At 61.0% G+C, this 19,555-nt stretch carries 16 protein-coding genes and 1 pseudogene; 9 read left to right on the forward strand and 8 right to left on the reverse strand.

Features of this window, described 5'->3' with window-relative positions; genetic code table 11:
* Positions 1 to 24 precede the first annotated feature (24 nt).
* Together ACOYXI_RS12850 and ACOYXI_RS12855 are read left to right on the forward strand one after the other, a co-directional pair.
* The gene (locus tag ACOYXI_RS12850) at positions 25 to 2,061 is read left to right on the forward strand and encodes a sensor histidine kinase (RefSeq protein ID WP_461674914.1); all 2,037 of its coding nucleotides are present in this window, start codon (positions 25 to 27) and stop codon (positions 2,059 to 2,061) included.
* A gap of 3 nt (positions 2,062 to 2,064) precedes the next feature.
* Positions 2,065 to 2,649: a cob(I)yrinic acid a,c-diamide adenosyltransferase gene (locus tag ACOYXI_RS12855; protein WP_223007791.1), complete on the forward strand. Its 585-nt coding sequence runs from the start codon at positions 2,065 to 2,067 to the stop codon at positions 2,647 to 2,649.
* 123 nt (positions 2,650 to 2,772) lie between these two features.
* On the opposite strand, the gene ACOYXI_RS12860 is transcribed toward ACOYXI_RS12855, so the two are convergent.
* From ACOYXI_RS12860 to secA, 4 genes are all read right to left on the reverse strand, one after another.
* Positions 2,773 to 3,717, reverse strand: coding sequence for a Nudix family hydrolase (locus ACOYXI_RS12860; RefSeq protein WP_098965280.1), 945 nt, complete (start codon positions 3,715 to 3,717; stop codon positions 2,773 to 2,775).
* Positions 3,714 to 4,346, reverse strand: coding sequence for a glutathione S-transferase family protein (locus ACOYXI_RS12865; protein ID WP_098965281.1), 633 nt, complete (start codon positions 4,344 to 4,346; stop codon positions 3,714 to 3,716). The genes ACOYXI_RS12860 and ACOYXI_RS12865 overlap by 4 nt, the downstream gene beginning before the upstream one ends.
* 180 nt (positions 4,347 to 4,526) lie before the next feature.
* Positions 4,527 to 5,744 (reverse strand): bifunctional glutamate N-acetyltransferase/amino-acid acetyltransferase ArgJ, encoded by a 1,218-nt coding sequence (gene argJ, locus ACOYXI_RS12870; protein WP_096795097.1) that lies wholly within the window; start codon positions 5,742 to 5,744, stop codon positions 4,527 to 4,529.
* A gap of 122 nt (positions 5,745 to 5,866) precedes the next feature.
* A complete protein-coding gene (secA, locus tag ACOYXI_RS12875) occupies positions 5,867 to 8,602 on the reverse strand; it encodes a preprotein translocase subunit SecA (protein WP_027612522.1) in 2,736 nt (911 codons plus the stop codon).
* A gap of 307 nt (positions 8,603 to 8,909) precedes the next feature.
* Between secA and ACOYXI_RS12880 the strand changes: the two genes are divergently transcribed.
* The gene (locus tag ACOYXI_RS12880; RefSeq protein ID WP_027612521.1) at positions 8,910 to 9,383 is read left to right on the forward strand and encodes a DUF721 domain-containing protein; all 474 of its coding nucleotides are present in this window, start codon (positions 8,910 to 8,912) and stop codon (positions 9,381 to 9,383) included.
* 108 nt (positions 9,384 to 9,491) lie between these two features.
* On the opposite strand, the gene ACOYXI_RS12885 is transcribed toward ACOYXI_RS12880, so the two are convergent.
* Positions 9,492 to 10,979 (reverse strand): helicase HerA-like domain-containing protein, encoded by a 1,488-nt coding sequence (locus tag ACOYXI_RS12885; protein ID WP_096795099.1) that lies wholly within the window; start codon positions 10,977 to 10,979, stop codon positions 9,492 to 9,494.
* Between the two features lie 186 nt (positions 10,980 to 11,165).
* Between ACOYXI_RS12885 and ACOYXI_RS12890 the strand changes: the two are divergent.
* The 5 genes and pseudogenes from ACOYXI_RS12890 to ACOYXI_RS12910 all read left to right on the forward strand — a co-directional run.
* Positions 11,166 to 12,197 (forward strand): annotated as a pseudogene (locus tag ACOYXI_RS12890) (HAMP domain-containing protein); the annotation flags it as partial.
* A gap of 93 nt (positions 12,198 to 12,290) precedes the next feature.
* Positions 12,291 to 13,055 carry a methyl-accepting chemotaxis protein gene (locus ACOYXI_RS12895; protein ID WP_371043227.1) on the forward strand — a complete coding sequence of 255 codons (765 nt, stop codon included), beginning with the start codon at positions 12,291 to 12,293 and terminating at the stop codon, positions 13,053 to 13,055.
* Between the two features lie 285 nt (positions 13,056 to 13,340).
* Entirely contained in the window at positions 13,341 to 14,432 is a 1,092-nt protein-coding gene (locus ACOYXI_RS12900) for a glycosyltransferase family 4 protein (RefSeq protein ID WP_210558887.1), read from the forward strand.
* Positions 14,425 to 15,201 carry a DUF2334 domain-containing protein gene (locus ACOYXI_RS12905; protein ID WP_461674915.1) on the forward strand — a complete coding sequence of 259 codons (777 nt, stop codon included), beginning with the start codon at positions 14,425 to 14,427 and terminating at the stop codon, positions 15,199 to 15,201. Before ACOYXI_RS12900 ends, ACOYXI_RS12905 begins: the two co-directional genes overlap by 8 nt.
* Complete coding sequence (locus ACOYXI_RS12910) at positions 15,198 to 16,217, forward strand: lysylphosphatidylglycerol synthase transmembrane domain-containing protein (protein ID WP_096795101.1); 1,020 nt, start codon at positions 15,198 to 15,200, stop codon at positions 16,215 to 16,217. Before ACOYXI_RS12905 ends, ACOYXI_RS12910 begins: the two co-directional genes overlap by 4 nt.
* Here the strand turns inward: ACOYXI_RS12910 and ACOYXI_RS12915 are convergent.
* The gene (locus tag ACOYXI_RS12915) at positions 16,180 to 16,356 is read right to left on the reverse strand and encodes a hypothetical protein (protein ID WP_167797083.1); all 177 of its coding nucleotides are present in this window, start codon (positions 16,354 to 16,356) and stop codon (positions 16,180 to 16,182) included. The two genes, ACOYXI_RS12910 and ACOYXI_RS12915, sit on opposite strands and share 38 nt — an antisense overlap.
* A gap of 88 nt (positions 16,357 to 16,444) precedes the next feature.
* On the reverse strand, positions 16,445 to 17,293 hold the full coding sequence (gene purU, locus ACOYXI_RS12920) for a formyltetrahydrofolate deformylase (RefSeq protein ID WP_003227580.1): 849 nt from the start codon (positions 17,291 to 17,293) through the stop codon (positions 16,445 to 16,447).
* A gap of 338 nt (positions 17,294 to 17,631) precedes the next feature.
* Between purU and mvaT the strand changes: the two genes are divergently transcribed.
* Positions 17,632 to 18,009: a histone-like nucleoid-structuring protein MvaT gene (gene mvaT, locus ACOYXI_RS12925; protein WP_003227581.1), complete on the forward strand. Its 378-nt coding sequence runs from the start codon at positions 17,632 to 17,634 to the stop codon at positions 18,007 to 18,009.
* 102 nt (positions 18,010 to 18,111) lie between these two features.
* On the opposite strand, the gene sbcB is transcribed toward mvaT, so the two are convergent.
* Positions 18,112 to 19,542 carry an exodeoxyribonuclease I gene (gene sbcB, locus ACOYXI_RS12930; protein WP_134787192.1) on the reverse strand — a complete coding sequence of 477 codons (1,431 nt, stop codon included), beginning with the start codon at positions 19,540 to 19,542 and terminating at the stop codon, positions 18,112 to 18,114.
* Positions 19,543 to 19,555 lie beyond the last annotated feature (13 nt).

Below are 19,555 nucleotides of genomic sequence, written 5' to 3' on the forward strand. Positions count from 1 at the left end.
TGTTCCTTTGCTGCGATAAACCTGATGCCATTGCGCCAGCGCCTTGAAAACCTGCCGGTCGGCCAGAAACTGCTGGCCGCCCTGCTGGTGTTGTTGACCACCGTCCTGCTGGTCGCCAACCTGACCTTTATCAGCGCCGCCTATTACATCTCCCAGGAAAGCATGGCGCCGCAAGCTTTGCAGACCATCGGCCGGCTGATCTCCAACCCGAGCCTGGTCGCACAAGCCCTCGAGTCGCCACAAAGCGCCGAACGCCTGCTCAAGGAACTCGACAGCTATTCGCCGCTGCGCGCGGCGGCGTTGTATGACGGCAAGGGTGACCGCATCGCCCAGGTGCAGCGTGGCGACAAGCTCAATCTGCCGGAACGCTATCGGCACATCGAAGCCTGGCAACTCACCGAGTTTCGCAGCAATCAGTTGATCACTCTGCCCCGTCCCAGCACCGCGCCCGGGCACTTGCTGCTGGTCGCCAGCAGTGAACTGCCGATGGCGTTCTACACCGGCACCCTGACTGCCAGTCTCGGCATCCTGATTTTCAGTGTGCTGCTGTGGCTGGTGATTGCGCGGCAGATCAAACGCCTGATCACCCGCCCGATCCATGAGCTGGAAGAGCTCTCGCGTCAGGTCACTCGCGAAGAGAACTATGCCCTGCGTGCCTCACGCGGCAACCACGATGAAATCGGCAGCCTCGCCGAGGCGTTCAACACCATGCTCTCGCGCATCGAGGCTCGCGAACAGCAGCTCAAGCGGGCCCGCGATGACTCGCAGGCAGCTTACGATCAGGCTCAGGGGCTGGCCGAGGAAACCCGCCACACCAACCGCAAACTGGAACTGGAAGTCCAGGTTCGGAGCAAGATCGAGAAGAAGCTCACCGGCTTCCAGAACTACCTCAACAGCATCATCGACTCCATGCCCTCGGCGCTGATCGCTCTCGACGAACAGCTCTACGTGACCCAGTGGAACCAGGAGGCCAGCGCCCTTTCCGGAACGCGCCTGGATGAGGCGCTGAACCAACCGATCTTCCTCGCCTTCGAACCGCTCAAGCCGTTTCTGCCACAACTCAAGCAAACGGTCGAAGAGCACACCGTGGCGAAGATCGAACGGGTGACCTGGTTCAAGGATGACGAACCCAAGCACTACGCCCTGACCTTTTATCCGCTGATGGGCGGCGCCGGGCGCGGTGTGGTGATCCGTATCGACGACATCACCCAGCGCCTGTCGCTGGAAGAAATGATGGTGCAGTCGGAGAAGATGCTCTCGGTCGGTGGCCTCGCCGCCGGCATGGCCCATGAGATCAACAACCCGCTGGGCGCGATCCTGCACAACGTGCAGAACATTCGCCGGCGGCTGTCGGCGGATCTGCCGAAGAACCTCGAAACCGCCGAACAGCTCGGCATCGAACTGGACACCGTCAACCGTTACCTGCAAAGCCGCGAAGTACCGAAACTGCTCGACGGTATTCAGCAGGCCGGCGCCCGCGCGGCAAAAATCGTCACGCACATGCTCAGTTTCAGCCGGCGCAGCACCCGGCAAATGGCCCCGTGCGATCTGCCCGCGCTGATCGATCAAGCGGTGGAAATTGCCGGCAACGACTTCGATCTGGCGATCGGTTTCGACTTCAAGGGCCAGGCGATCATCCGCCAGTTCGACCCGGCGCTCGGCCCGGTTCCGGGCACCGCCAACGAACTGGAACAAGTGCTGCTCAACCTGCTGAAAAACGCCGCGCAAGCCATTCACCAGCGCGAAGACGACAGCGAGCCGGGGCGGATCATTTTGCGCACCAAACTGAACCCGCCATGGGCCGAGATCCAGGTCGAGGACAACGGCATCGGCATGAGCGAGAGCGTGCGCAAGCGCACCTTCGAGCCGTTCTTCACCACCAAGGAAATCGGCCAGGGCACAGGGCTGGGGCTGTCGGTGTCGTACTTCATCATCACCAACAACCACAAAGGCCAGATGGAAGTGCAATCCGCGCCGGGCCAGGGCACCTGCTTCACCTTGCGCCTGCCACTGACCCAACCGGCGGCCATCGCCGCCGAAACCAATCAACTACCGAGGTAACCCATGGGCTTTCGCTTGTCGAAGATCTACACCCGCACCGGCGACACCGGCGAAACCGGCCTGGGCGATGGCCGCCGCGTCCCCAAGGATCACCCGCGGATCGAAGCGATTGGCGAAGTCGACACACTGAACAGTCAGGTCGGTGTGCTGCTGGCCGGGTTGATCGCCGAGCGCGAGGCGTTCCCGGGATTGAATGAACTGATCGACGTGCTCGCCCCCTGTCAGCATCGGTTGTTTGACCTCGGCGGAGAGCTGGCGATGCCGGAATATCAGGCGCTGAACACGGCAGAAATCGAGCGCCTGGAAGCGGCGATCGATGTGTGGAACGAGGAATTGGGGCCGCTGGAGAATTTCATTCTGCCCGGTGGGTCGATGCTGATTGCCCAGGCCCACGTGTGCCGCAGTCTGGCGCGCAGTGCCGAGCGCCGTTGTCAGCATTTGAATGCAATTGAGCCGTTGGTCGGGGTTGGTTTGGCGTATATCAATCGGTTGTCGGATCTGTTGTTCGTCGCCGCAAGGTTGATTGCGCGGCGGCAGGGGATTGCGGAGATTTTGTGGCAGCCTGCTGCGAAACCTTCAGAAATCTAGCGCCTGAACGGACGCCTTCGCGAGCAAGCCCGCTCCCACAGTTGATTGCATTCATCCAGTTGGAATGCAGTCAACTGTGGGAGCGGGCTTGCTCGCGAAGAGGCCAGCAGCCTCACAACATAATCAAGCTTCTGGCCAGAATGCGCGAATCCCCGCCACACCCTGCGCCCCGACACTCCATGCCTTCTCGCGCTCCGCCGGGCCAACCCCGCCGAGCAAGAACACTGGCTTGCCAAAGCCCTCGATCAACGCCGCAGCCTGCTCCCAGCCCAACGGCTGCGCATCCGGATGGGTCAAGGTTGGTTGAACCGGCGACAGGGTGACGAAATCCACGCCCATCTGCTCGGCCAGCGCCAGTTCTTCAGCGTTATGGCAGGACGCCGCCAACCAGCGCTCGGCCGGCAACGGTCGCCCTGCTGCGGCGTATTTGCGCAGTTGCGCGGCGGTGATGTGCCAACCGGCCGACGGGAAATCGCCGAGCCATTCGAACGGCCCCTTGATCATCAACTGCGCCTTGCCGGCACACAGACCGGCTGCATCCACCGCCAGATCGCGGTATTTGGGGTCATAGCCGTTCGGCGCGCGCAACTGGATCAGTTTGATCCCGCCGGCAATCGCCTTCTGAATGCCGCGCAGCAAGGCCGGGGCTTCCAGATCGTCCGGGGTGATCAGGTATTCGCCGGGCAGACGCGCCGCGGCCACGATCGGCTGATTGGCCGCCGGGAACTCGTAGTTCAGCAGATCCTTGGCGGTCACCCAGGCCAGTGGCTGACCTTCGGCACCGTGCGGCTCACCGGTGAACTGAGACACTTCCCAGACATCCAGCAGTACCTGCTTGTCCGGGTAATCGTGGCGCACCTTGATCAGTGGACGAGCGGCGCCAACGACAATGCCCAGCTCTTCCTGCAGCTCGCGCGCCAAGGCGCTTTCGACCGATTCGTCAGCCTCGACCTTGCCGCCGGGAAATTCCCACAAGCCGCCCTGATGCTGGGTGTCGGCACGACGGGCGATGAGGATTTTGCCGCTGTCGTCACGAATGACGGCAGCCGCGACGTGTACACGTTTCACGGATTCAACTCCTCCAGTCCAGCCTTTTGCCACGCCTTGAAGGCGGGCCATTGGTAGACGGTTTCAACATAGGCTTCATCAACCGCCGGCAACTGCACCTGGTAAGTCCGCAGGCGCACGGCAATCGGGGCGAAGAACGCGTCAGCCAGGCTCACCCGGCCAAACAGATACGGCCCAGGCTCCGTGGCGGCAGCACGGCATTCAGCCCACAGCGCGAGCATGCGTTCGATATCGACCTTCACCTCTGGCGGCACCGGGTTGAGCGGGGCGTCGTGGCTCAGGTTGAACGGCATGTGATTGCGCATGGCGAAAAAGCCACTGTGCATCTGCGCGCAGGCGGACCGCGCCTGGGCACGGGCGAACAGGTCGGTTGGCCAGAGCTGTTCGGACGGGAACTGCTCGGCCAGGTATTCGGCGATCGCCAGAGAGTCGGCGATGGTGCCGCGAGAAGTTTGCAGCAGCGGCACCTTGGCGGTCGGCGAATGCTTGAGCAGCTTCTCGCGGGTGTCGGGCTTGCCGAGTTTGATCAGTTCTTCGCTGTAGGGTGCGCCGGTCAGCTCCAGCGCCAGAGCGGCGCGCAGGGACCAGGAGGAAAGCAGTTTGTCGCCGATGATCAGGTGCAGGGACATGGTGTGGCGCCTTTTCGTCAGTGGAAAGCTTCAAGACTTGTAGTGACTGGGCCGACGCTTTCGCGGGCAAGCCCGCTCCCACAGTAGTTTCGGTCGTGCACAAATCTCGTGTACACCACAGAACCCTGTGGGAGCGGGCTTGCCCGCGAAGAGGTCGGCAGCCCACCCTCACCCTTTGGATCAGGTGCGGTATTCGGCGTTGATCTTCACGTACTCATGCGACAGGTCGGTGGTCCAGATGGTTTCGCTGCAATCACCGCGACCCAGTTCGATACGGATGGTGATCTCTTCCTGCTGCATCACCGCCGAACCCTGTGCCTCAGTGTAGGTCGCTGCGCGTGCGCCACGGCTGGCGATGCACACGTCGCCGAGGAACACGTCGATCTTGCTCACATCCAGATTCGGCACGCCGGCACGGCCGACAGCGGCCAGAATACGGCCCCAGTTCGGGTCGGAAGCAAACAGCGCGGTCTTGATCAGCGGCGAGTGGGCCACGGTATAGCCGACGTCGAGGCATTCCTGATGATTGCCGCCGCCGTTGACTTCAACAGTGACGAACTTGGTCGCGCCCTCGCCGTCACGCACGATGGCCTGGGCCACGTCCATGCACACTTCGAACACCGCCTGTTTCAGCTTGTTGAACAGCTCGCCTTCGGCGCGAGTGATTTCCGGCAGTGCAGCCTTGCCGGTGGCAATCAGCATGCAGCAGTCGTTGGTCGAAGTGTCGCCGTCGATGGTGATGCGGTTGAAGGACTTGTTCGCGCCGTCGAGCATCAGGTTGTGCAGTACGTCGCGGGAAACTTTGGCATCGGTGGCGATGTAGCCGAGCATGGTCGCCATGTTCGGGCGAATCATGCCTGCACCTTTGCTGATGCCGGTGACGGTAATGGTCACGCCATCATGCTGGAACTGGCGGCTGGCACCCTTGGGCAGGGTGTCGGTGGTCATGATGCCGGTGGCGGCAGCTTCCCAGTTGTTTTCCGACAGATCATCCAGTGCGGCCTGCAGCGCGCCTTCGATCTTCTCGACCGGCAGCGGCTCACCGATCACGCCGGTGGAGTACGGCAGGATCTGGCTGGCATCGACACCGGTCAGCTCGGCCAGTTTCGCCGTGGTGCGCTCGGCAGCCGCCAGGCCCGGCTCACCGGTACCGGCGTTGGCATTGCCGGTGTTGGTCAGCAGGTAACGCACGTCGTTGTGCACGCGTTTTTTCGCCAGGATCACCGGCGCGGCGCAAAAGGCGTTCAACGTGAACACACCGGCCACGGTCGAACCTTCGGCGCAGCGCATCACTACCACATCCTTGCGCCCAGGGCGCTTGATGCCGGCCGAGGCAATACCGAGTTCAAAACCGGCAACCGGGTGCAACGTTGGCAAAGGACCAAGACCAACAGCCATGAATGCGCTCCTTACTCAATGATGTCAGCACCGCTCACAGGGATGGCGGTGGTGTAAATGGCAAAACGCCGCGACGGCAGGAGCCGGTCGCGGCGCGGGTATTTCAGCGATTGAAACGGGGGTTACTGGATCTGCCCGTGGCAATGCTTGAATTTCTTGCCCGAACCGCAGTAGCACAGTTCGTTGCGACCCAGCTTCTGCTCGTTGCGCACCGGCGCGGTGGCGAGGGCGACATCGACCTCTTCACCCAATACTTCCGGCTGCTCCAGACCAGGGGCCTCGGCGTGTTCGAACTGCATGCGCGCGGCCAGTGCTTCGGCTTCCTCACGCAGGCGTTGCTCTTCGGCTTCCGGATCTTCGCGGCGCACCTGAACGTGCGACAGCACACGGATCGAGTCGCGCTTGATCGAATCCAGCAGCTCGGAGAACAGCGTGAACGACTCGCGCTTGTATTCCTGCTTCGGGTTCTTCTGAGCGTAGCCACGCAGGTGGATGCCGTGACGCAGGTGATCCATGGTCGACAGGTGGTCTTTCCACAGATCGTCGAGCACGCGCAGAACGATTTGTTTCTCGAACGAGCGCAGTGCTTCGGCACCGGCCTGATCTTCTTTCTCGTTGTACGCTGCCATCAGCTCGACCATCAGCTTCTCGCGCAGGGTCTCTTCGTACAGGTGATCGTCTTCGTCGAGCCATTGCTGGATCGGCAGTTTCACCCCGAAGTCGCTGGCAATCGACGCTTCCAGACCGGCCACGTCCCACTGCTCTGGCAGCGATTGCGGCGGAATGTGCGCGCTGACGGTGGCGTTGAGCACGTCCTGACGGAAATCGGCGATGGTTTCACCGATGTTGTCGGCGGCCAGCAACGTATTACGCATGTGATAGATCACTTTACGCTGTTCGTTGTTGACGTCGTCGAACTCGAGCAGTTGCTTGCGGATGTCGAAGTTGCGACCTTCCACCTTGCGCTGCGCCTTCTCGATCGCGTTGGTCACCATGCGGTGCTCGATCGCTTCGCCCGGCTGCATGCCCAGGGCTTTCATGAAGTTCTTCACCCGATCGGAGGCGAAGATGCGCATCAGGCTGTCTTCCAGCGACAGGTAGAAGCGGCTGGAACCGGCATCACCCTGACGACCGGCACGGCCACGCAACTGGTTGTCGATACGACGGGATTCGTGACGCTCGGAGGCGATCACCTGCAGACCGCCGGACTCCAGCACCTGCTGGTGACGCTTCTGCCAGTCGGCCTTGATCTGGGCGATCTGCTCGGGGCTCGGGTTTTCCAGCGCCGCGACTTCCACTTCCCAGTTACCGCCCAACAGGATGTCGGTACCACGACCGGCCATGTTGGTGGCGATGGTCAGGGCGCCCGGACGACCGGCTTGCGCGATGATCTCGGCTTCTTTTTCGTGGAACTTGGCGTTCAGCACCTTGTGTTCGATGCCTTCCTTGTTGAGCAGGTTGGACACATGCTCGGAAGTTTCGATGGTCGCGGTGCCCACCAGGATCGGACGGCCCTGGGCCATACCTTCCTTGATGTCGTTGATGATCGCCGCGTATTTCTCTTCGGCGGTCAGGAACACCAGGTCGTTGAAATCTTTACGCGCCAACGGCTTGTTCGGCGGAATCACCATGACCTGCAGGCCATAGATCTGGTGGAATTCGAACGCTTCGGTGTCGGCGGTACCGGTCATGCCGGACAGCTTGGTGTACAGACGGAAGTAGTTCTGGAACGTGGTCGAGGCCAGGGTCTGGCTCTCGGCCTGAATGTTCAGACCTTCCTTGGCTTCGATGGCCTGGTGCAGGCCTTCGGACAGACGACGACCCGGCATGGTACGACCGGTGTGTTCGTCGACCAGTACGACCTGACCGTCCTGCACGATGTATTCGACGTTGCGGTGGAACAGCTTGTGCGCACGCAGACCCGAATAGACGTGGGTCAGCAGGCCCAGGTTATGCGCCGAGTACAGGCTCTCGCCTTCAGCCAGCAGGCCGACGCCGGTGAGCATTTCTTCGATGTACTGGTGACCGGCTTCGTTGAGTTCGACCTGACGGGTCTTCTCGTCGATGGTGTAGTGACCGGCCTTGGTGACCTGGCCTTCGACTTCTTCGACGTGCAGTTCCAGCTGCGGGATCAGTTTGTTGATCTCCATGTACAGCTTGGAACTGTCCTCGGCCTGACCGGAAATGATCAGCGGGGTACGGGCTTCGTCGATGAGGATGGAGTCGACTTCGTCGATCACGGCAAAATTGAGTTCGCGCTGGAATTTCTCTTCCATGCTGAACGCCATGTTGTCGCGCAGGTAGTCGAACCCGAATTCGTTGTTGGTACCGTAGGTGATGTCGGCAGCGTAGGCGGCGCGCTTCTCTTCCGGCGGCTGGAACGGCGTCACGACGCCGACGGTCAGGCCGAGGAATTCATACAGCGGACGCATCCAGTTGGCGTCACGGCGGGCCAGGTAGTCGTTCACGGTTACAACGTGCACGCCCTTGCCGGACAGCGCGTTGAGGTAAACGCCCAGGGTCGCTACGAGGGTTTTACCCTCACCGGTACGCATTTCGGCAATCATGCCTTCATGCAAGGTCATGCCGCCGATCAACTGGACGTCGAAGTGGCGCATGCCCATGACGCGCTTGCCGGCTTCACGGGCGACCGCAAAGGCTTCAGGCAACAGCTTGTCGAGGGATTCCCCTTTGGCGATACGGGCCTTGAACTCATTGGTCTTGGCGCGCAATTGATCGTCCGAAAGGGCCACCATTTGCTCTTCGAAGGCATTGACGAGCTGCACCGTCTTGAGCATGCGTTTGACTTCACGCTCGTTCTTGCTTCCAAAAAGTTTCTTTAACAAAGGCGCAAACATATCGGCAGGATCTTCCACACTAAAGGGATGGAGGGCGGCCCCGTGAGTCGCCCGTGCAGCCCTCATGGCCGCATGCGAACGAGCATTCTACCCGGAAACGGTGGTGAGGAAAGTGGCGATATTCCACGATGCTGGCACTGCGCTTTGACGGGGCTCACTTAAAATAAGGGCGTTTTGCTCAACTTCAACCCATCAAGGCAAGAAGTTAGTTGTTGATTTAATGGGTAAAGCAGGGACAAAAGCAATGGGCGAGTGGTTCCGTTGCTTTCTGCTAACATGGCGCTTCTGTTACTTCAGGTGTTCGATCATGGCGTTTCGCCCCCTTACAGCCAGAGCGCCCGCCGTTCTGCTACGCGAAGCCAAGCCGCTCAAAGCCATTCTTGGTCATGCCCAACGCCTCGCTCATCTGCAACGCCTGCTTGAAAGCCAGCTGCAACCTGCCGCCCGCGCACATTGTCATGTGGCCAAGTGGCGTGAAGGCGAACTGTCGCTGGTGGTCACCGACGGCCATTGGGCGACACGCCTGCGCTACCAGCAAAAACGCCTGCAACGGCAATTGCAGCTGTTCGAAGAGTTCGCCAACCTGACGCGAATCAAATTCAGCGTGCGACCCCCGATCGTCCAGCCTGGGGCTGTCGGGCACACGATGGACCTGTCGAGTAATGCGGCGGCGACCATTCAGTCCACGGCCGACGGGATCAGCGATCCGGGACTGCGCGCGGCGCTTGAGCGTCTGGCGGCGCACGCAAAGACAAAACCTGATATCAATTCAAAAAACTGACACTTATCCGATGTGAGAGCGGGCTTGCTCGCGAAAGCGGTCTGCCAGTCAACATTATTGTTGACTGGCAGACCGCTTTCGCGAGCAAGCCCGCTCCCACAGTTTGGATCAACGCCGTTTGCTGCCACCGAGCAACGACCCCATCAAGCCGCGCACCAGTTGTTTACCCAGATTGTTGGCCGCCTGACGCATGGCTGACTTCAACGCCTGCCCCGCCGCCGTGCCCAGAAACTCTCCGGCACGATCAGCCAGGCTCGGCTCTTCGGCTGCCGGCTTACCCGCTGGCGCATCCGCCTCCGGCGCCAGATCCTTGCGGCCCATCAGGATTTCATATGCCGACTCACGATCGATCGGTTTGTCATATCGGCCCTTGAACGGCGACCCGGCGATCAGCATCGTGCGTTCGGTTTCGCTCAACGGCCCGATCCGCGACTGTGGCGGCGCCACCAGCACCCGCTGGACCATCTCCGGCGTGCCTTTTTCCTGCAGCGTCCCGACCAGTGCTTCACCGATGCCCAGCTCGGTCAGTACCGACAAGGTGTCGAACGCCGGATTCGGCCGGAAGCCATCGGCTACCGCTCGCAGGGATTTCTGTTCCTTGGCAGTGAACGCACGCAAGCCGTGCTGAATCCGCAGGCCAAGTTGCGCGAGCACGTCATCCGGCAGGTCGCCCGGCGACTGGGTGACGAAATACACGCCGACACCTTTCGAGCGGATCAGCCGCACCACCTGTTCCAGACGCTCCTGCAACGCCTTGGGCGTATCGCCGAACAACAAATGCGCTTCATCGAAGAACAGCGCCAGCAGCGGTTTGTCGGCATCGCCGCGCTCCGGCAATTGCTCGAACAGCTCGGCCAGCAGCCACAGCAGGAACGTCGCGTAGACCTTCGGTGCCTCATGCACCAGACGGCTGGCATCGAGCAAATGAATCCGCCCACGACCATCGGCGGCCGGTTGCAGAATGTCTTCGAGTTGCAGCGCCGGTTCGCCGAACAACGCTTCAGCGCCCTGCTGCTCCAGGGTCGCCAGCCGGCGCAACAGTGCCTGGCTGGAACCGGTGGTCATCAGCGCCGCGTCTTCGCCGAGCAGCTGCGGGTTGTCCTTGAGGTGATTGAGCAGCGCCTTGAGGTCTTTCAGATCCAGCAGCAACAGGCCCTCGCGATCGGCCACTTTAAACGCCGCGTACAGCGCCGACTGCTGGCTGTCGGTCAGTTCCAGCAGGCTGCCGATCAGCAGCGGGCCCATTTCACTCAAAGTCGTGCGCAACGGATGACCGGACTCCCCGTGAATATCCCACAGCGTCACCGGATAAGCCTGCGGTTTGTGGTCGAGCCAGGGCATCCCGGCGATGCGCTCGGCGACTTTGCCCTGCGGATTGCCAGCAGCGCCCAGGCCGCACAGGTCGCCTTTGATGTCGGCGGCGAATACCGCGACCCCGGCGTCACTGAATGCTTCGGCAAGGCGTTGCAAAGTCACGGTCTTGCCGGTCCCGGTCGCACCGGCGATCAGCCCGTGGCGGTTGGCCAGGCGCATGGCCTGAGCAATCGGTTGCCCCGCCAGATCGGCGCCGATAACGAGTTGCGATGTGTCAGGCATTTTGTCACCTATGGTTAATCTTTAATCCGCTGTGGCCGATAGATAAGGGCGAGAACCTGACTGAAAAGTCGGTCGGACATTTCCCTAAGGAGAGTCGGAAATATCAGTTTGTTTCACCCTTGCCCATATTGCGCGTCTTTATAAAAGCACGCCCAGGACATTAAGACCTTAGCGGAACCCCAAGCCATGAACAAAAACCTGCGCTTCAGCCATAAAATTTTGCTTGCCGCCGCCCTCATCGTCATCGCCGCTTTCGCCTCGTTCACGCTGTACAACGACTGGCTGCAACGCAACGCGATCCGCGATGACCTGAACAACTATCTCAACGAGATGGGCGAAGTCACCGCCGATAACATCCAGACCTGGCTCAACGGGCGCATTCTGCTGGTCGAGAACGCCGCCCAGAATATTGCCATCAATCCGGACCCGGCCAACGTCGCCAGCCTGCTGGAACAGAAATCCCTGACCTCGACGTTTATGGCCACTTACCTGGGCGATGCCACCGGTCACTTCACCATCCGTCCGGACGTGAAGATGCCGGACGGTTTCGATCCTCGGGTGCGCCCTTGGTATAAAGGGGCCGAGAGCAGCAGCGCGTCGACCCTGACCGAACCGTACATCGACGCCGCCACCGGCCAGTTGATCATCTCCATCGCCACCGCCTCGAAAAAGGCCGGCCAGAGCGTTGGCGTGGTCGGCGGTGACCTGAGCCTGCAAACCCTGGTCGACACCCTCACCGCCCGGGACTTCTCCGGCATGGGCTACGCCTTCCTGGTCAGCGCCGACGGCAAGATCCTCGTGCACCCGGACAAGGCACTGGTGATGAAATCACTCAAAGAAGCCTATCCGCAGGACACCCCGCGCATCAGCAGCGACTTCAGTGAAATCACCGTCGATGGCAAGACCCGCATCGTCAGCTTCGCGCCGATCAAAGGCCTGCCGTCGGTCAACTGGTACATCGGGCTGTCGGTGGACAAGGACAAAGCCTTCTCGATGCTCAGTGAGTTCCGCACCTCGGCGGTGATTGCCACGGTGATTGCGGTGGTGATCATCATCGCGTTGCTGGGCATGCTGATTCGCCTGCTGATCCAGCCACTGCACGTCATGACCCGCGCCATGGAAGACATCGCCGACGGCGAAGGCGACCTGACCAAGCGCCTGACCATCGTCAATAACGATGAGTTTGGCGTGCTGGGTACCGCATTCAACCGTTTTGTCGAGCGTATTCACGGCTCGATCCGCGAAGTGTCGTCGGCCACCGGGCAGGTCAACGAGGTCGCGCTGCGCGTGGTCGCAGCGTCCAACTCGTCGATGTACAACTCCGACCAGCAGGCCTCGCGCACCAGCAGCGTCGCCGCCGCGATCAATCAACTGGGCGCCGCCGCCCAGGAGATCGCCCGCAACGCCGCGCAAGCCTCGAATCAGGCCAGTGACGCCCGCGGCCTCGCCGAAGACGGCCAGCAAGTGGTGGATCGCAGCATCAAGGCGATGAATCAACTGTCGAGCATGCTCAGCGCCTCCAGCAGCAACATCGAGTCGCTGAACAGCAAAACCGTGAACATCGGGCAGATCCTCGAAGTGATCACCAGCATCTCCCAGCAGACCAATCTGCTGGCGCTCAATGCCGCCATCGAAGCGGCGCGTGCCGGTGAGGCCGGACGCGGTTTTGCCGTGGTCGCCGACGAAGTGCGCAACCTGGCGCACCGCACTCAGGAATCGGCGCAGCAGGTGCAAACCATGATCGAGGAGCTGCAAGTCGGCGCCCGTGAATCGGTGAGCACCATGAGCGACAGCCAGCGCCACAGCCAGGACAGCGTGGAAATCGCCAACCTCGCCGGCGAACGCCTCAACAGCGTGACCCAGCGTATCGGCGAAATCGACGGGATGAACCAGTCGGTGGCAACAGCGACCGAGGAGCAGACCGCGGTGGTGGAATCCATCAACGTCGACATCACCGAGATCAATACGCTGAACCAGGAAGGCGTCGAGAACCTGCAGGCGACGTTGCGCGCCTGTTCGGATCTGGAGCAGCAGGCTTCGCGCCTGAAGCAGCTGGTCGGTAGCTTCCGCATCTAAGATCAAAAGCCTCCCCCCTCACCCCAACCCTCTCCCCCCAAGGGGCGAGGGGAAAGGGAGCCGATCTTCAAGCTTTTCAAGACCTGAGTTCGACTCCGACGTTCAGGTCGATGTATCAAGCCAAAACACCACGGTCAGTCCCCTCTCCCTCAGGGAGAGGGTTAGGGTGAGGGCCGTTTCAGCTCTACCGCGTATTCCCGACCGAACATCTATTCTGGATGGAGGTCAACCAAGGGAGTGGAACGCAGCGGAGGGTTGATCACTGTGCATATCGCCGACATCACCATGTTCTACGCCCCGGCCAGCGGCGGCGTACGCACCTATCTGGACGCCAAGCATCGTCGGCTGGGCGTCAAACCGGGCATTCGCCACAGCCTGCTGATCCCTGGCGCGCACTTGAGTGAACACGATGGCGTCTACACGGTGCCCGCACCTGCCCTGCCCTTCGGCAAGGGTTATCGCTTCCCCGTGCGTCTCGCCCCTTGGCGCAACGTCCTGCAGGATCTGCAGCCAGATCTGATCGAAGTCGGCGACCCGTACCTCACCGCGTGGGCGGCGCTGGATGCACGGCGCCAGCTGGATGTACCGGTGATCGGCTTTTATCACTCGGACCTGCCGCTACTGGTCGGCAATCGCATGGGCCATTGGGTCACGCCGAACGTCGAGGCGTACGTCACCAAGCTCTATGGCAACTTCGATCGAGTGCTGGCGCCCAGCCAGGTGATGGCCGACAAGCTCACTGGTCTGGGAGTGCGCAATGTATTCGTGCAGCCATTGGGCGTGGATCTGCAAACCTTTCACCCTGACGCCCGCGACAACGGCCTGCGCGCCGAACTGGGAATTGCCGAAGACACGCGCCTGCTGATCTTTGCCGGGCGCGGTTCCAAAGAGAAGAACCTGCCGGTGCTGCTCAAATGCATGCAGCGCCTCGGCCCTCGCTATCACCTGCTGCTGGTTGGCTCGTCGATGCCGGCCGTGGTCCCGGACAATGTCAGCGTGATCGACGGGTTCTGTCCCGCCGCCACCGTGGCCCGGTTGATGGCCAGCGCCGACGCCCTGATCCATGCCGGTGACCAGGAAACCTTTGGCCTGGTGATCCTTGAAGCCATGGCCTGCGGGATTCCGGTAGTCGCCGTGGCGGCCGGGGCGTTTGAAGAGATCGTCACCGAAGACTGCGGCTTGCTTTGTGCGCCGAACAACCCGCAAGCCATGGCCAATGCCGTGCGCGAGCTGTTCAGTCGCGGCTGCGTGAAACTCGGCCAACAGGCGCGGCAACACGTTGAACGGCGTTATTCCTGGGACAGTGTGGTCGACAGCTTGCTCGGTCACTATCACGCGGTGCTCGGTCACTCGCTGCCAAGGGTGGCCAATGGCTGATTCCTTGAATGACCGCGCAGTGCTGCTGGTGCTGCACGACGTGGCACCGTCGACGTGGGCGGATTATCGGCCATTTGTCGAGGCGGTCGACGCAATGGGCGGCGTGCCGATGACCTGGCTGGTCGTTCCGGATTTCCATGGCCACGACGCGCTTGAGGATCATCCCGCGTTTTACCGAATGCTCGGCGAGCGGCTGGCCCGTGGCGATGAACTGGCCTTGCACGGCTATTACCATGACGACCGCGAGCCAGCGCCAGCCACACCCCGCGACTGGTTCATGCGCCGAATCTACACCCACGAAGGGGAGTTTTATCGCCTGTCCCGCGAAGCCGCCCTGGCGCGACTGCGCGACGGCATCGAACTGTTCCGGCGCAATGGCTGGCCGTTGCACGGCTTCGTCGCCCCGGCCTGGTTGATGAGCGAGGGCACGCGCCAGGCCCTTCGCGAAACACCATTGAGCTACACCAGCGACCCGCAACATCTTTATCAATTACCGGATTTCACCGCCATCAACGCCCCGGGTCTGGTGTGGAGTGCGCGCAGCGCCTGGCGCCGGGGCCTGTCAAAAATCGTCAGCGAGCAACGCGAACAGCAGTGGCGCGACGCCGCGGTGATTCGTCTAGGCTTGCACCCGGTAGACATGCGCCACGCCTTCGCGCGTGATTACTGGCTACGAACCCTTGAACGGCTGCTGGCAGAAGGACGCACGCCCATGACCAAAATCGACTGGCTCACTGAGCAACGCGAGCGAATGGAGCGCGCTGCATGAGTCGCGGCATTGTGTTGTTGATCGGCCTGCTCGCTGCTGTACTGATCCCGGTGTTGCTCGGCGGCGGCGAGATCGGTGCGCGCCTGCAAAATTTCCCCCTGCAATGGCTGCTGATCATGTTCGGCATGATTCTGCTCTGCTGGGGCATCAACACCCTGCGTCTGCGCCTGCTGCTGGGTGATCAGCGCGATCAGGTAACGCCGCTGAAAAGTCTCGGCGTGGTCATGGCCGCCGAGTTCGCCTACTGCGCCACCCCCGGCGGCAGTGGCGGACCGCTGACGATCATGGCGTTGCTGGCGCGCTGCGGCGTACGCCCGGCCCGTGGCAGCGCAGTGTTTGCCATGGATCAGTTGAGCGATCTGCTGTTCTTTCTCTGCGCCCTGAGCGGCATCCTGATTTACGCGTTGTTTCAGCATCTCAGTGACCGCTTGGAGTGGTTGCTGATGGTCAGCGCCGTGTCGCTGTTCGGTGGGCTGTTCAGTTGCGTGCTGCTGGCGCGCTACCACCGCCGCCTGATCCTTCTGAGCGGACGCCTGCTTGCCCGCCTCAACGTGCAACCGGCCACGCGTCGGCGCTGGGCGCGCAAGCTGCTGCATTTTCTCGACGCGTTTATCGACACCCTCAAGTTGCCGTGGCAAACCCTGGTCAAGGTGTTCGCCCTGACCTGCATGCACTGGCTGCTACGCTACAGCGTGTTGTATCTGGCCCTGCGCGGACTGGGCGCGGATCTGCAGTGGGCCTGGAGTTTTCTGGTGCAGATGCTATCGCTGGGGGCTGGTCAAATGAGCCTGTTGCCCGGTGGTGCGGGCGCCGCAGAGCTGACCTCGGCGGCGCTGCTGGCGCCGATGGTCGGCAAATCCACTGCGGCGGCAGCGATTCTGATCTGGCGGGTGGTGACGTTCTATTTCTATCTGGTGGTGGGCGGCCCGGTGTTTCTATTGATGCTCGGGCGGCCGCTGCTCAAGAAGCTGTTGAAGATCAGGCAGGCTTCTCAGGTTCGTCCGCCTGCTCCTTGAGCTGCTCCCACAGCTCGGCGGCGCCGGGAAACTCGGTGCCGTCTTCCGGGCTCAGGTCATCCGGGTCGTAGCGGCTCAAACAGCCCTCCCCCAGGGTGGCAGGCGCTTTCGAAGTGGCTTTGTCCAATGGGTCGCTCACGGGCAGTTCCTCAAGGGCTGAAACGAAAAAAGGGCCTGGGACGATTGAACGCCCAGGCCCTTCTTTATTCAAGTACGCGCAGGTTCGATCAGAACACCACGGTCTTGTTGCCGTGCACCAGCACGCGGTCTTCGAGGTGATAACGCAAGCCTCGGGCCAACACCATCTTCTCGACGTCACGGCCGAAACGCACCATGTCTTCGATGCTGTCGCTGTGGCTGACACGCACCACGTCCTGCTCGATGATCGGACCGGCGTCCAGCTCTTCGGTCACGTAGTGGCAAGTCGCGCCGATCAGCTTCACGCCGCGCAGCGACGCCTGATGGTACGGCTTGGCGCCGACGAACGACGGCAGGAAGCTGTGGTGAATGTTGATCACCTTGTGCGCGTATTCGCGGCACAGCGCCGGCGGCAGGATCTGCATGTAGCGCGCCAGCACCACCACTTCGGCATCGTGCTGTTTGACCAGACGCGAGACTTCGGCGAACGCCGGCTCCTTGTCCTGCGGATTGACCGGGACATGGTAATAAGGAATGCCGTGCCACTCGACCATGCTGCGCAGGTCATTGTGGTTGGAAATCACGCAGGAGATTTCGCAATCGAGCTCGTCGCTGTGCCAGCGGTGCAGCAAGTCGGCCAGGCAGTGGGATTCGCGGCTGGCCATCAGCACCACGCGTTTCTTCTGCTCGGTGTCGGTGATGCGCCAGTCCATCGAGAACTCTTCGGCGATCGGCGCAAACTTCTCGCGCAGCACTTCAATACCGAACGGCAGCGAATCGGCGCGGATCTCGTGACGCATGAAGAACCAGCCGTTCTGATTATCCGAGTGGTGGCTCGCTTCGGTGATCCAGCCGTTGTGGGATGCCAGAAAGTTACTGACTTTGGCAACGATGCCAACGCGGTCAGGGCAGGAAATCACCAACCGAAAGGTGCGCATGGGGGGAAAACTCCAGAACTTCGCAAAGGCGGCCATTCTAGCGACTGTGCGCGGAAACTGCAGTATTGATGACCACATGTCCGCAGGCAGGCCCGATTAGCGACGCCTGAAGCCACGCGCGGCGAAACGATAGTCCTGCAGTGAAGCTGTTCGGCCAGATAATTGTGAATATTCGTGATGACTGCATCACATTATTTAAATGACCATTCAATTTACCGGTTATTCCTTGCAACTAATTCAAATAAAAAAACCGGTTAAATGTTTACTTGATGAAACAGCCTGACTATTATTGCGGCACTGTCCCCTGCCATTCAACACATCTGCATAAGGTAGTTACCATGTCCTTGATCAACGAATATCGCGCCACCGAAGAAGCAATCAAAGAGCTGCAAGCGCGTTTGAAGAACCTGTCGCAAGACGACAAACTGCAAGCCGAGCTGGAATTCGAAGGCAAACTGCGCACCCTGATGGGCGAATACTCCAAGTCCCTGCGCGACATCATCGCCCTGCTGGATCCGGAATCGAAAACCAAAGGCACCCGTGGCGCCGCAGTAAAAACTACCGGCACCAAGCGCGCGCGCAAAGTTAAACAATACAAAAACCCGCATAACGGCGAAGTCATCGAAACCAAAGGTGGCAACCACAAGACTCTGAAAGAGTGGAAAGCCAAGTGGGGCGGTGACGTGGTTGAAGGCTGGGCTACCCTGCTGGGCTAAGCCGCAACGCCTGTCGCAGACTGATTCTGCGGCCCATGAAAAACGCCAGCATACGCTGGCGTTTTTTATGCCCGGCATTTCATGGGCACACTATGTTCGATTTCAAAGATTCAAACGTTTGCGCAATGCCTGGACATAATTCTGCCACTCATTGAGCACTTGATTCTGTATCGGCGTAGCACTAAGCGCCCATTGCTGCGCGGCCTCGGCAAAAGATTGCAGGGTATTAGGCGCGCCCATTTGCGGCTCGGACAAACGCTGCTGACAGAATATTCTCCAGCGTTCTTGCTCCTCGAAATTCAACGTGTCGGGAAAGTTGCGTGCGCGATATCGAAAGAGTAATTCCGGCAGACGTTCATCATCGAACGGCCAGTGCTCTTGCGCTAATTGCGCCGGATCCGCCGTTCTCACTTGCTCGCATAGACGCCGATCGCGATCACCGATAAATCCATCGTACAACTGCTGTTCCGGATCTTCGCTGGGCGTGAAGTCTTCGCTGGCGTAAACCGCCGCGACTTTATCTTTCCAAACTTGTTGTGCGTCACTTAGCCGCAGTGCACGTGCCTGATACAGCGCCATGTCCAGGCCCAGACGCTGCTGATCGTCGGCACGCAACACCGACAACGGCGCCACCACCGGGCAGCGATTGATGTGAATCAGTTTCAGCGGCACCGGCAGTTCACCCTCGGCGAGGTCGTCGCGGCGGGTGTACAGGCGCCGGCGCAGGGTTTCGGCGTCCAGGTCCAGCAAGCCTTGCGGATCAAGGTGCAGGTCACAGACGATCAGCGCATTGCGATTACGCGGATGCCAGGCCAATGGCAGCACCACACCGACATAGTGCCGCGCCGCCGAGAAGCGTCCGGAGATATGCACCAGCGGTTGCAGCAGGCGAATCTGATCCATGACCTTCTGTTTGCTGCGCAGTTGAAACAGCCAGTCATACAACTTCGGCTGTTTCTCGCGGATCAACCGCGCCAGCGCAATGGTGGCGCGCACGTCCGAGAGCGCTTCGTGCGCATGCCCATGGTCGATGTGGTTGGCCGCTGTCAGGCGTTCGAGCTTGAGGGTGACCTTGCCTTCGTCGTCGGTCGGCCAGACCAGGCCATCCGGGCGCAACGCATACGCGGCGCGCACCACATCGATCAGGTCCCAGCGACTGTTGCCGCCCTGCCATTCGCGGGCATACGGGTCGAAGAAGTTGCGGTACAGGCTGTAGCGGGTCATCTCGTCGTCGAAACGCAAGGTGTTGTAACCCGCACCGCAAGTGCCGGGCGCCGCCAGTTGCGCGTGTACGCGGGTCATGAAGTCGGCTTCGCTCAAACCCTGTTCGGCGAGACAGCTCGGGGTGATACCGGTAATGGCGCACGCCGCCGGGTGCGGCAGGATGTCGTCGCTGGGCTGGCAGTAGAGGTTGACCGGTTCGTCGATTTCATTGAGGTCGTGGTCGGTGCGAATCCCGGCGACCTGCAGCGGACGGTCGTTGCGCGGATTGATGCCGGTGGTCTCGTAGTCGTACCAGAAGATTGAAGTCACGGGCGGTTCCTGA

Source organism: Pseudomonas sp. G3-19, from assembly GCF_054855875.1.

Bases quoted from the DNA above. Each gene is read 5' to 3' on its own strand.
- ACOYXI_RS12855 (WP_223007791.1), top strand. From the start codon at position 2,065: ATGGGCTTTCGCTTGTCGAAGATCTACACCCGCACCGGCGACACCGGC.
- ACOYXI_RS12885 (WP_096795099.1), bottom strand. From the start codon at position 10,979: ATGCCTGACACATCGCAACTCGTTATCGGCGCCGATCTGGCGGGGCAA.
- ACOYXI_RS12900 (WP_210558887.1), top strand. From the start codon at position 13,341: ATGTTCTACGCCCCGGCCAGCGGCGGCGTACGCACCTATCTGGACGCC.
- secA (WP_027612522.1), bottom strand. From the start codon at position 8,602: ATGTTTGCGCCTTTGTTAAAGAAACTTTTTGGAAGCAAGAACGAGCGT.
- ACOYXI_RS12865 (WP_098965281.1), bottom strand. From the start codon at position 4,346: ATGTCCCTGCACCTGATCATCGGCGACAAACTGCTTTCCTCCTGGTCC.
- mvaT (WP_003227581.1), top strand. From the start codon at position 17,632: ATGTCCTTGATCAACGAATATCGCGCCACCGAAGAAGCAATCAAAGAG.
- ACOYXI_RS12850 (WP_461674914.1), top strand. From the start codon at position 25: ATGCCATTGCGCCAGCGCCTTGAAAACCTGCCGGTCGGCCAGAAACTG.
- argJ (WP_096795097.1), bottom strand. From the start codon at position 5,744: ATGGCTGTTGGTCTTGGTCCTTTGCCAACGTTGCACCCGGTTGCCGGT.
- ACOYXI_RS12895 (WP_371043227.1), top strand. From the start codon at position 12,291: ATGTACAACTCCGACCAGCAGGCCTCGCGCACCAGCAGCGTCGCCGCC.
- ACOYXI_RS12910 (WP_096795101.1), top strand. From the start codon at position 15,198: ATGAGTCGCGGCATTGTGTTGTTGATCGGCCTGCTCGCTGCTGTACTG.
- ACOYXI_RS12905 (WP_461674915.1), top strand. From the start codon at position 14,425: ATGGCTGATTCCTTGAATGACCGCGCAGTGCTGCTGGTGCTGCACGAC.
- purU (WP_003227580.1), bottom strand. From the start codon at position 17,293: ATGCGCACCTTTCGGTTGGTGATTTCCTGCCCTGACCGCGTTGGCATC.
- ACOYXI_RS12880 (WP_027612521.1), top strand. From the start codon at position 8,910: ATGGCGTTTCGCCCCCTTACAGCCAGAGCGCCCGCCGTTCTGCTACGC.